Below are 11,135 nucleotides of genomic sequence, written 5' to 3'. Positions count from 1 at the left end.
CGGGAATTCCGGCCGAGGGTGAAATTCCGGGGTGAATTCGTGTTCGTTCTGCCCGAAACGTAACTCCGGTTGCTGTACGCGACGAACATGGCGCACTGCGCCACGCCGAGTCGGTCGCGTCAACTCCGACAACACGTCGGCGTCCACGGCCGACAACCTGTCACGGAATGTCCCGCAGGTCCTCGATGCGGTGGTCGAACTCCCCCTCGGTGTCGTCGACCGAGTCCTCGACGCGGCCGTTCTCGAGCGGCCGGTACACGAAGACGGTGTTCAGTCCGACTTCGCGGGCGGCCCGCAGATCGTAGGGATGCGACGCGACCATCGCGGCCCGGAAGGGATCGACGCCCAGATACCGGCAGGTGCGCTCGTACAGGAAACGTTCGGGTTTGAAGGCGCCGAACAGTTCGGCCGTGAGGATGGCATCGGCCTCGAGCTGCTGGTCGCGGAAGAGCGCGATCATCGTGGCCATGTCCGTATTGGACAGTGTCGCCACCACTGCCTGCGAACGGAGTTCGTTCAGCCCGGGCCGCACGTCCGGCCATGCCTCGAGGCGTTGCCAGGCCCGCGCCGTCTCGACGCGTACGTCCTTGGGAAGGTCGATCCCGAACTGCTCGCACACGTCGCCGAGTCCGTCGACGTAGGAGTCCTGCACGCGATACCACTTCTCCACCGACTGGTCGAGACGGAGGATGCGTTCGTAGTAGTCGCTCCTCCAGGCCCGCACCAGGTCGCCCACGGTCGCCGGATCGGCGTCGGGTCCGAGCGCATGGGCCACCGCCCGGGTGACCGGGCTGTAGAAGTCCATCAGCGTGCCCTGCACGTCGAAGATGTACGCGTCATATCGGCTCACGCCTTGGAGCATGCCCGATCGCGCCTGCCCGAAACTGCTTTTCCGAACCCGCACGCCGATGTGACCCGCGTCGCATACTGGGACCGAAGCGTCGCCGCGCTCCGGGGGTGCACCATGGACGACCTGGCGGAACTCCGTCACGATCTCGATCGCATCGAACACCGCGTCGCCGGTGAGGTGGTCGTCGGCCGCTCGCGGGTCCGGATCCTGGCCGGGTGCGTCGCGCTGCTGGTCATGGGTCTGCTGCTTCCCCAGGCCACTTCAGTGACGTCCCTGACGACCCTTCTGCGCTGGGACTCCGAGGCCGCAACCCTTCCCCTCCGTGTCTTCGACGTCTTCGTGGTGGTGTTCGGCATCCTCGTACCGCTCGTCGCATTGCTCCGCCGCCGGTGGGGTGCCGCAATGCTCGCGATGCTCGGTTCGGGGGCGGCGTCGATGGTCGGACTGTTCGCCGTCTGGTCGCAGGCCGGGATGGTCGCCCACACCCCTCACGCACCGCACGTCGGCCTGTATCTGTGCTGGGGCGCGGTGATGGCATCCACCGCGGTGTGGTTACCCGTCGTGCTCTCCACCGCTCCCCTGCGCAGCGCCCCTCCGGTCACCTCCGGAGTTCTGACTCCCCGGAACGGTCGCTGACCGCACCGTTCGCCGCTCGACAGTGGTGCACGACACGCTTGCGGTGCAACACCGTAATCAGTGCAACGCGCACAGGTTGATCGGTGCGACACGCACCGGGTCGCGTCCCGAGGAGGACATCATGCGACATTCACACATCCACGGATTCGGACGACCGGGCGGCTGGCAACAGGCAGACGTCCCCGACGCGAGCGATGCCGCCGAGTGGTTCGCCGGCAGGCTCCCCGACGACTGGTTCACCGGACCGCCCGACATCGAGATCGACAGAGAAGAGATCTTCGTCGTCGGCCCCCTCGGGGTACCCGACGGCACGAGCGACACCGAGATCGACGGACGCATCGCTCGATTCCGCGAGACCACGCGCGCCGACCGGACGCGCATCGCCGACGAGGCCGAGGCCCGCTACGGCCGCAAGGTGGCCTGGGGCGTGACGGTCGGCGACCGGACCGACCTGTTCACCCACCTCGCCGTCCCGGTCATGACGCGACTGCGCCAACCCGAACGGAAGGTGCTCGACACCCTCGTCGACGCCGGTGTCGCGCGGTCCCGTTCGGACGCACTGAAGTGGACCGTCAGGCTCGTGGGGCAGCACTCGGAGCAGTGGCTCCGGGAACTGCGCGAAGCGATGGAGAAGGTCGACGATCTGCGTTCCGAAGGTCCGCAGGTCTGACCTCCGCCACCCGGAGGACCCATTCCCGCGCTACCGTCACGGTCTCCACCGTGGCGACACCGCGGGGTGTGGGCGGGCGGCGTATGACGATCACGCGCACGCCCAGTTCATCGGCGGCGTCGAGTTTGCCTCGGGTGAGCGAACCACCCGAATCCTTCGTGACGAGAGTATCGATCCCGTTGTCGAGCAGCAGCTTCCGTTCGTCACTCGCCGTGTAGGGGCCGCGTCCGAGCAGCACCGACCAGCTCGGTGGCAGTTCGGTCGTCAGTGGATCGACGACGCGGACGAGCACGTCGTGCGTGGCGAGCGGTCCGACGAAGCGGTCGAGTGTCTGCCGTCCGGTGCTGAGGAAGATCCTCCGGCCGGTCGCGGCGACGTGCGCGGCGCCGTCGTGGTCGTCGCCCCACGTCCACCGGCCGTGCGCGTCGTGCCAGCCCGGTCGTTGCAGGCGCACCAGTGGCACGTTCGCGGCGGCGCATGCCGCGGCGGCGTTCGCGCTGATGCCCGCGGCGAACGGATGGGTGGCGTCGACGACGGCTCGGATACCGCGCTCGGTCAGGTACCGGACGAGACCGTCCGCTCCGCCGAACCCTCCGATGCGCACCGGACCGACGGGCAGGCGTGGATTGCGGACCCGGCCTGCCAGGGAGGATTCGAACGCGATGTCCGCGTCGTCCAATGCCGCGGCGAGGGAACGGGCTTCCCCCGTCCCACCGAGGATGAGGACCGTCACCGCAAGGTTCCCCTCAGCACGGGCAGGGTTCGCTCGTCGGAGAGCATGGTGAGCAGAGCGTCCATGTCGAGATGCTCGTCGACGAGGTCCGCGAGCGCCTCGATGCGGACCTCGCGTGCGGCCGGGAAACTCACTTCCCCGGTGCGGATCTCGCGGCCCACCACCGCAGCGACCTCGCGTAACCACGCCCAGCGCAACGCGTCCCCTTCGAGGGCGCCGTGCCACATGGTGCCGAACACCGAACCCTCCCGGGTGCCACCGAGGAATTCGGTGCCACCGTCGACGGTGACGCGTCCGTGATGGATCTCGTATCCGGAGGCAGCCGCATCCAACGCTGACCCCCTCGGCAATCGGAGGACCTTCTCGTGTCCGAACTCGGTTCGGGCCGGGAGCAACCCGAGACCCGCCGCGCTTGCGCCGGGAACACCCTCGACGCCGTGCGGGTCGTCGATGCGCGTGCCGAGCATCTGGAAGCCGCCGCAGATACCGAGGACCGGTCCACCTCGGCGGACGTGGTCGACGATCGCGGTGTCGAGTCCTCGCGAGCGCAGCCACGCGAGATCCGCGAGGGTCGCGCGTGTTCCGGGCACGATCACGACGTCGGCGCCGGCGAGCGCTCGCGGGTCGTCGACGAAGCGGACCCGCACGTCCGGTTCGAGGCACAACGCGTCGACATCGGTGAAGTTGCTGACCCGCGGCAGCATCACGACGGCGATGCTCAGTGCGCCGTCACCATCGTGTGCGGGACGGGAGGTGAGGGCGAGTGAATCCTCCGAGTCGAGCCACAGGTCGCGTTGCCATGGCAGCACGCCGAGCACCGGGCGGCCGGTGAGCCGTTCGAGCGAGTCGAGTCCGGGCTTCAGGAGCGAGACGTCGCCGCGGAACTTGTTGATCACGAAGCCGCGGATCAACTGCTGATCCGCGGCGTCGAGCAGGGCCAGCGTCCCGTACATCGAGGCGAACACACCACCGCGGTCGATGTCGCCGACCACGACGGTCGGCATCGAACCATGTTGCGCCAGACCCATGTTCACATAGTCGTGGTCGCGCAGATTGATCTCGGCCGCGCTCCCGGCACCTTCGCACACCACCACGTCGAATCTACGCCGGAGGTCGTCGAAGGCACCGAATGCCGCGTCGGCGAGATGCTTTCGTCCACCGGCGAACTCACCCGCCTCCAGCGCTCCGGCCGGCCGCCCGAGAACCACGACGTGGCTGCGCCGGTCGTCGCCGGGCTTGAGCAGCACCGGGTTCATCGCGGCCTCGGGGATCGCACGGGCAGCCACTGCCTGGATCCACTGGGCGCGCCCGATCTCCGCGCCCTCGCTCGTCACCATCGAGTTGTTCGACATGTTCTGCGCCTTGAACGGCGCGACCTTCAGGCCGCGCCGCGCCAAGGATCGGCAGATCCCGGTGACGACCACGGATTTTCCTGCATCCGAGGTCGTTCCGGCGACGAGCAGACCCGAACCCATGCCGTCAGGCCGGGATCGTCACGCGACGGGACGCGCGTTCGGTGAGGTACGCGAAGACCACACCGAGCACCGCCCACAGGGTGAGCTGCACGGTGAACGACGCGACCCGGAACTCCCACAGCAGCGTCGCGGGGAAGCCCTCCCCCACCTCGTCGATTTTCGGCAAGGCGAGATATCCGAGACCCACCACGACGAGGAAGGCCACCGCCGGGCCTGCGATGCGGACGGTGTGCAGATCCTGGGCGGCCAGCGCCTTCGCCACCGCGACGGCCACTGCGATCGCGACGAGTCCGAGAACGACCGAGGCGAGCCACAGCAGGGTGCGTTGATCGATCGTGTCGGGATCACCGACGGCCGGCGGATTCGCCGGATACTTCACGAACGGGACGGCCTCGACGGCGAGCCACGCTCCGGCCGCCCCGAACAATCCGAGCTTCCAGCCCGGCATGTCGGTGAGGCGACGCGCGAAGTGCAGCACCGACGCGTAGAGGGCGCCGAACGCGAGACCGGCGAGAGTCGTCGCGAGGAACAGTCCGGCCTTCTGCCCGGTACGGTCGACGAGCGCATCCTCGCCGTGACTGTGACCGTGGGATTCCCCGGTGGTCGCAGCGTGGTCGTGATCATGCGAATGCGCTTCGCCGGCAGCTTCTTCGAGCGCGATCGCGGATTCGATGTGGGGTTCGCCGACGACGAAGGCGACACCGCCGGCGAGCAGACCCGCGACGAGTCCGGCGAGCAGACCCCGCAGCAGCAGGTGGAGGTAGGTTCCGGGCATCGTGGTCCCCGTTCTCAATGGCACGGAAGACCGAGGAGGTGCCGGCCGTCGTGCATCAGTTCGTGCATGAACATGCCGGTGCGCGAGATCGCGCCCTGATCGAATCCGACCAGGTAGAGAACGAGAAAAGCCGCGACGATCACTGCGGCGAGAGCGACTGCGAGTGCGGCGGAGCCGAGCGACTCGTCGGGGGTATGGACAACAGCCATGACAATCCTCCTGGGATTTCGCGCCCCATTCGATTCCGTCATGTGCCGCGGGAGTTTTCTGGCTTCCGGAGATTTCGACATCTCCGGTTACAGTGGCGCGACCGCTCCGGCTTTCCACCGGATTGCCTACACCTCGGCACATCTTTACCGACGCACCTTCGCACCGGGCGTTGTGCGATGTCAAGCGGAGAGGACGTACCTGCCGTGACCCGATTGTTCGTCGTCGCACACGCTTCCACGCGCGCGACGGAACAGGCCCGATTTCCGTGCGACGAACCGATCTCCGATCGGGGCCGCCGCGAACTCGGACGCCTCGCGGTGCCGGTCGTCGACCGGTGGGTATGTGCACCCGAGCGACGCGCGGTCGACACGGTCCACGCCTTCGGTGTCCCCGCCGAGATCGACTCCGCGCTGCGCGAGCTCGACTACGGCAGGTGGTGCGGGTCGGCGATGGGCGATGTGCCCGAGGGCGAGCTGGCGATGTGGCTGACCGAGCCGGCGGCCGCACCGCACGGCGGCGAGTCCGTCGAGGACCTCATCCGCCGGGTCGGCACCTGGCTGGCGGCACAGGGCGACGGCTACGAACGGGTCGGGGTGGTGACACACCCGGCGGTCGTGCGAGCGGCGACGGTGTGCGCTCTCGACGCTCCGGCGGCGTCGTTCCGGAGGGTCGACGTGGGACCGCTGGACGTCGTCCGGCTCTACGGCGGGCCGGGTCGGTGGACTTTGCGGCCGAACCGATTCGCGCGGTGAGCTACCAGGTGACGTCCTTCTCGCACTGCTTGCCGTCGACTGTCGACTCCACCTGGACGGTGGCGTGCTCGAGCCCGTGCGACGACAGCGCGGTGCGCGCCGAGTCGAGGATCCACTGCGGGTCGTGGTCGCTGACGAGATGCACGGTCGCGACGTCCATGCCGGTGGTCAGCGTCCACACGTGCAGGTCGTGCACGCCGCACACGCCGGGCAGCGCGAGCAGGTCGGTGCGCAGCAGGTCGACGTCGAGATGCGCCGGCGAGGTCTGAGTGAGGATGCGCAGCGACTCGACGGCCAGTCGCAGGGCGCGCGGCACGACCCACAGGGAGATGAGCACACCGACGACGACGTCGGCCAGGCTCCAGCCGAAGATCATGACGAGTGCGCCCGCGATGAGGACGCCGACGGATCCGACGGCGTCGGCGAGCACCTCCATGTAGGCGCCGCGCACCGCGATGCTGTCCTTCGCGTCGGCCCGCAGCATGAGCATCACGACGATGTTGGCAGCCAGTCCCGCGAGGGCGGTGACGATCATGGGCAGGCCGGGAAGTTCGGGGGCGTCGCCGATGCGGTCGATCGCCTCGTAGAACACCCAGCCGGCGACGCCGAGCAGCAGCACCGCGTTGACCATCGCGGTGAGGACTTCGGCGCGATGCCAGCCGAAGGTGCGCGAGGCCGCGCTGCTCCCGCGTCGGGCGAGGATGAGGGCGACCATGCCCATGGACACCCCGACGACGTCGGTGAGCATGTGGCCCGCGTCGGCGAGCAGGGCGAGAGAACCGATCAGGAGACCGACGAACGCCTCCAGTACGAAGAACGCTCCGAGGATGCCCAGCGCGAAGGCCATGCGCCGGATGACGGCGCGCGTGGGACCGGCGCCCTGACCGTGACCGTGGCCGACGCCGTGTGAGTGCCCGTGACCCGAACCCATCGAACTCCCTCTCCGAACCTCGGGCCATCGTATGCACGAATGCGCATATGTTTCAACGGCTACGTGCCCGGCGGGCTCGGAGGGCTTACTCGTCCGGGTCGTAGGCCGGATGTTCGACGGTGGATGGAAGGGTCGCGATCGCGGTGATCCGCTTGAGTCCGGCGATCTGCAGCAGGTCGACGATCAGTGACCTCATCTGCGCGAACACCACCGTGGCCGACACTCCTGCCCCGGCGATGAGTTCGGGATCCATCTTCTTGGCGATGCTGCGCAGCACACGTGCAGCCTCGGCCTGGTCGGGCTGCTCCCCCGGCTCCGCGAGAACCATCTCGCGGAGCACGTCCACCGCATCGGCCACCTCGGCGAACCGCTGCACGAGCCGCGGATCAAGGATCTCGTCGTCGCGGACGAGGGTCAGCGACCGGCGCGCGAGCACGCGAATGTTGCGCATCGCGTGATCGATCGGGTCGGCGGCAGCCGTCAGGACCGCGAGACGCTTGCGGCTGTTCCAGTACAGCGGCGAGATCCGGCTGATCTCCCGACCGCCCTTGAGGTTGGTGCGCATCGAGTCGATCGCGGGCTGGGTGGCCCGCGCCTGCTTGAGGGCGTCCTCGATCGGTTTCGGGTTGTTCTCGACGAGCCCGGTCTCGACCTTCCTCAGGACCTCGCTCGCCGTGGCGAGGATCTCGGCGGCGTTGCGCCGGGCACGCCGCACCGGATGGGTGGGGATCATCGCGACGACCGCGATGCCCGTGAGACCCCCGACCAGGGCGTCGACCATCCGATCGGGCCCACCGGTGCCACCGGGTGGCAGCAGCGTCGCCACGAGCACCGCGGAGTTCCCGGCCTGCATCGCGAAGATCGGGCCGCTGTTCAACGCGACCGCCGTACTCATCGCGATGGTCACGACGAGCGCGATCTGCCACGGTCCGCTGCCGATCAGCGAGACGAGCAGGTCGCCCACGCCGATCCCGACGGTCACACCGCAGACGAGTTCGACGGAACGCCGCAACCGGGCGCCGAGACCGAGCCCGAGGGAGACGACTGCCGCGATGGGGGCGAAGAAGGGCTGTTGGTGCCCGACCAGATCCTTCGCGACCCACCACGCCAGGCCCGCCGCCAGCGCGCACTGCACGATCGGCAGCGCCGATGTGCGCAGCCGTTCGAACGAGTCGGTCAGGCGTTTACGAGCTCCCTGACGGGTGGGTCGACGCCGGGTCGCCGCGGACAGTCTGTTCAACACAGACATGTACGGGCGTCTATTCGACGCCGAGTTCTTCCGCTGCCCGCGGGTCGCAGTCCTCGAGCAGGTCCAGGCAGCGGGCGTGCTCGTCCGACTCACCGATGGTTCGGGCTGCCCGGGCCAGGACGGCGACGCAACGCAGGAAACCGCGGTTGGGTTCGTGGCTGTAGGGCACGGGACCGAAACCCTTCCAGCCGTTGCGGCGCAGCTGGTCGAGACCGCGGTGATATCCGGTGCGTGCGTAGGCGTATGCCTGGATCGTCTCGCCACTGTCGAGTGCGGCCTCGGCGAGGTACGCCCAGGCGATCGAGGCGGTGGGATGGTCGGCTGCGACCTTCGCCGGGTCCTCGTTGTTCAGTAGGGCCGACTCCGCGTCGTCGTCGCCGGGGAGAAGGGTGGGCTGCGGTCCGAGAAGATCACCGAAAGACGTCATGGGGTCATTGTGCCCTTCCGTGGCGAAGGCTCGATAGAGTCCCCGGGTAACCGCAGGCCGTCGAGCGAGGTGCAGCACGTTGTCGGACCCGAAGAACGAAGAGTCACCCGAGCAGACTTCGACGACCCCTTCTGTCGAGACACCGGACGAGAGTGCGGAAAACGAACCCCCTGTCGAGCCGGCGGCGACCGACGAAGCAGCCGCAGAAGAAGCGGTATCCGAGGATGCAGTGCCCCAGGATGCAGTGCCCCAGGATGCAGTGCCCGAGGATGCAGTGGGCGCGGGAACCGAGAAGGCCGACGAGCCGGCGGAGCAGGTCTCCGAGAAACCTGAGGAGCCGACCACCGATGCGGCGTCCTCGGGTGAGGACGCGAGCAGCGATGAGCCGGAACAGGCTGCAGACGAGAGCGTCACCACGGACGAGACCGTGGCGCTTCCCGTCGTCGAACCCGAGACCGTCGAGTCCCGCCCGACCCCCGAATCCGAGCCCGCGCCCGATGTCACCTCCGCCGATGCGCCCACGGTGCAGATCCCGGTCCGCAGCCACGTGCCGAAGGCGCCGCCGCAGCGCATCGCTCCGCGCCGTGAGGAACCGACGGTTCAGCCCGAGCCCGTCCGCGTCGCCGTCCAGCCCACGCCCACGCGCATCCCGCCGGCCCGCGACAAGAGCCGCGGTCGTCGGCTGATCGCTGTCGGAGCAGCGGCCGTGCTGGTGGTCGTGGCGATCGTCGCGGCCGGCGTGATCGTGTTCCTGAAGGACCGCGCCGACAACTCCCCCGAGAGCCGAATCCGCGCGGGCATCGACACATTCGTCGGAGCACTCGAATCGGGCGACCTGGAGACTCTGCGGGAGTCGACCTGCGGAGCGCTCTCCGACTTCTACGAGACGGTCGATCCGGAGAACTTCCGCGACATCCACCGGCTCGCCGTCGAACAGGGCGAGATCCCGGTGGTGACGAGCGTCGATCGCATCCAGATCACCGAGGGCACCGCCATCGCGCAGGTCACCGCGCACACGGTGAACGATCCCGACGATGTCACCGACCGCACCTTCGACCTCACGCTCGACGGTGAGCAGTGGAAGGTCTGCAGCGAATAACGGGACGACAGCGACCACGAGTGTGCAGAAGTCGTCGTTCGCCCTCGGCGTGTCGCGAGGATTTCTGCACACCGTAGGGACGACGAAGGGCGCCGACGAGAACGTCGGCGCCCTCCTGGTATCGGTGGGGCCTTACTTGGCCGAGACCGAGCGTCCCGCCGACTTGAGGTCGTTGCAGGCCTCGATGACACGCTGCGTCATGGACGCCTCGGCCTTCTTGAGGTAGCTGCGCGGGTCGTAGGCCTTCTTGTTGCCGACCTCGCCGTCGATCTTGAGCACACCGTCGTAGTTGGTGAACATGTGTCCCGCGATCGGGCGGGTGAACGCGTACTGCGTGTCGGTGTCGACGTTCATCTTCACGACGCCGTAGCTCAGCGCCTCGTCGATCTCCGACTTCAGCGAGCCCGAACCGCCGTGGAAGACGAGGTCGAACGGCTTCGACCCCTCGGGCAGACCCAGCTTCTTCGACGCGGCGGCCTGGCCCTCGGCGAGGACGGACGGCTTGAGCTTGACGTTGCCCGGCTTGTAGACGCCGTGGACGTTGCCGAAGGTAGCGGCGAGCAGGTACTGGCCCTTGTCGGCGCCGAGCGCGTCGACGGTCTTCTCGAAGTCCTCGACCGTGGTGTAGAGCTTGTCGTTGATGGCGTTCTCGACGCCGTCCTCTTCACCGCCGACGACGCCGATCTCGATCTCGAGGATGATCTTCGCGGCCTTGGCGGCAGCGAGGAGTTCCTGCGCGATCTCGAGGTTCTCGTCGATCGGGATGGCCGAGCCGTCCCACATGTGCGACTGGAACAGCGGGTTCTGTCCGTTGTTCACGCGCTCCTGCGAGATCGCGATGAGCGGGCGGACGAAGCCGTCGAGCTTGTCCTTCGGGCAGTGGTCGGTGTGCAGAGCGATCGTCACGTCGTACTTCTCGGCGACGACGTGGGCGAACTCGGCGAGTGCCACGGCGCCGGTGACCATGTCCTTCACACCCAGGCCCGAGCCGAACTCGGCGCCACCGGTCGAGAACTGGATGATGCCGTCGCTGCCGGCGTCCGCAAAGCCCTTGATGGCGGCGTTGATCGTTTCGGACGATGTGCAGTTGATCGCCGGGAACGCGAAGGAGTGCTCCTTCGCGCGGGCGATCATCTCGGCGTAGACCTCGGGAGTCGCGATAGGCACAGCGGCTGTCCTCCAGATGAGAGTCGATCGGCACCCCACCGGGATGTGGTGGGTGCCCGGTTGTCCTTGCAGTATGTCAAGTGACACGTCCGTTCGATACTCGGGCCGTCCGGGGTGGGTGTCGGGATTCGGGGGGAGGTGGACGCCGCCGGTACCCTGGA

The 11,135-nt window shown here is 68.0% G+C and carries 13 protein-coding genes and 1 riboswitch; of the genes, 4 read left to right on the top strand and 9 right to left on the bottom strand.

Annotated elements, in window-relative coordinates; all coding sequences use genetic code 11:
* Positions 1-160: 160 nt before the first annotated feature.
* Positions 161-862 (bottom strand): haloacid dehalogenase type II, encoded by a 702-nt coding sequence (locus tag ACQR3U_RS05105; protein WP_269065339.1) that lies wholly within the window; start codon positions 860-862, stop codon positions 161-163.
* Positions 863-964: 102 nt separating this feature from the next.
* Between ACQR3U_RS05105 and ACQR3U_RS05100 the strand changes: the two genes are divergently transcribed.
* Positions 965-1,486 (top strand): Rv2732c family membrane protein, encoded by a 522-nt coding sequence (locus ACQR3U_RS05100; RefSeq protein ID WP_230809879.1) that lies wholly within the window; start codon positions 965-967, stop codon positions 1,484-1,486.
* A gap of 121 nt (positions 1,487-1,607) precedes the next feature.
* On the top strand, positions 1,608-2,156 hold the full coding sequence (locus ACQR3U_RS05095; protein ID WP_230809878.1) for a hypothetical protein: 549 nt from the start codon (positions 1,608-1,610) through the stop codon (positions 2,154-2,156).
* Here ACQR3U_RS05095 and ACQR3U_RS05090 read toward each other — a convergent pair.
* Genes ACQR3U_RS05090 through ACQR3U_RS05075 form a run of 4 tightly spaced genes read right to left on the bottom strand, consistent with a single transcriptional unit; the run spans position 2,059 to position 5,348 of the window.
* Complete coding sequence (locus ACQR3U_RS05090) at positions 2,059-2,889, bottom strand: cobalt-precorrin-6A reductase (protein WP_230809877.1); 831 nt, start codon at positions 2,887-2,889, stop codon at positions 2,059-2,061. The two genes, ACQR3U_RS05095 and ACQR3U_RS05090, sit on opposite strands and share 98 nt — an antisense overlap.
* Positions 2,886-4,364 carry a cobyric acid synthase gene (locus ACQR3U_RS05085; protein WP_006552980.1) on the bottom strand — a complete coding sequence of 493 codons (1,479 nt, stop codon included), beginning with the start codon at positions 4,362-4,364 and terminating at the stop codon, positions 2,886-2,888. The genes ACQR3U_RS05090 and ACQR3U_RS05085 overlap by 4 nt, the downstream gene beginning before the upstream one ends.
* Before the next feature lie 4 nt (positions 4,365-4,368).
* Positions 4,369-5,139, bottom strand: coding sequence for a CbtA family protein (locus ACQR3U_RS05080; RefSeq protein ID WP_019291054.1), 771 nt, complete (start codon positions 5,137-5,139; stop codon positions 4,369-4,371).
* A gap of 14 nt (positions 5,140-5,153) precedes the next feature.
* Entirely contained in the window at positions 5,154-5,348 is a 195-nt protein-coding gene (locus ACQR3U_RS05075) for a CbtB domain-containing protein (RefSeq protein WP_006552982.1), read from the bottom strand.
* Between the two features lie 32 nt (positions 5,349-5,380).
* A riboswitch (cobalamin riboswitch) is annotated at positions 5,381-5,523 on the bottom strand.
* Positions 5,524-5,552: 29 nt separating this feature from the next.
* Between ACQR3U_RS05075 and ACQR3U_RS05070 the strand changes: the two genes are divergently transcribed.
* On the top strand, positions 5,553-6,101 hold the full coding sequence (locus ACQR3U_RS05070; RefSeq protein ID WP_230809876.1) for a histidine phosphatase family protein: 549 nt from the start codon (positions 5,553-5,555) through the stop codon (positions 6,099-6,101).
* Position 6,102: 1 nt separating this feature from the next.
* On the opposite strand, the gene ACQR3U_RS05065 is transcribed toward ACQR3U_RS05070, so the two are convergent.
* From ACQR3U_RS05065 to ACQR3U_RS05055, 3 genes are all read right to left on the bottom strand, one after another.
* Positions 6,103-7,032 carry a cation diffusion facilitator family transporter gene (locus ACQR3U_RS05065; RefSeq protein WP_019291053.1) on the bottom strand — a complete coding sequence of 310 codons (930 nt, stop codon included), beginning with the start codon at positions 7,030-7,032 and terminating at the stop codon, positions 6,103-6,105.
* A gap of 85 nt (positions 7,033-7,117) precedes the next feature.
* A complete protein-coding gene (locus ACQR3U_RS05060; protein ID WP_230809875.1) occupies positions 7,118-8,281 on the bottom strand; it encodes an FUSC family protein in 1,164 nt (387 codons plus the stop codon).
* Positions 8,282-8,291: 10 nt separating this feature from the next.
* Positions 8,292-8,708 (bottom strand): DUF3151 domain-containing protein, encoded by a 417-nt coding sequence (locus ACQR3U_RS05055; RefSeq protein WP_006552986.1) that lies wholly within the window; start codon positions 8,706-8,708, stop codon positions 8,292-8,294.
* Positions 8,709-8,967: 259 nt separating this feature from the next.
* Between ACQR3U_RS05055 and ACQR3U_RS05050 the strand changes: the two genes are divergently transcribed.
* Complete coding sequence (locus tag ACQR3U_RS05050; protein ID WP_230809874.1) at positions 8,968-9,807, top strand: hypothetical protein; 840 nt, start codon at positions 8,968-8,970, stop codon at positions 9,805-9,807.
* 132 nt (positions 9,808-9,939) lie between these two features.
* Here the strand turns inward: ACQR3U_RS05050 and fbaA are convergent, their stop codons facing one another.
* Complete coding sequence (gene fbaA / locus ACQR3U_RS05045) at positions 9,940-10,974, bottom strand: class II fructose-bisphosphate aldolase (RefSeq protein ID WP_006552988.1); 1,035 nt, start codon at positions 10,972-10,974, stop codon at positions 9,940-9,942.
* Positions 10,975-11,135 lie beyond the last annotated feature (161 nt).

Origin of the sequence: Rhodococcus sp. IEGM1339 (assembly GCF_050321925.1) — a bacterium.
Taxonomy (GTDB): Bacteria; Actinomycetota; Actinomycetes; order Mycobacteriales; family Mycobacteriaceae; genus Rhodococcus; species Rhodococcus pyridinivorans.
Note: the sequence above shows the minus strand (reverse complement) of the source record. Positions and strands in the feature narration are given on the sequence as shown.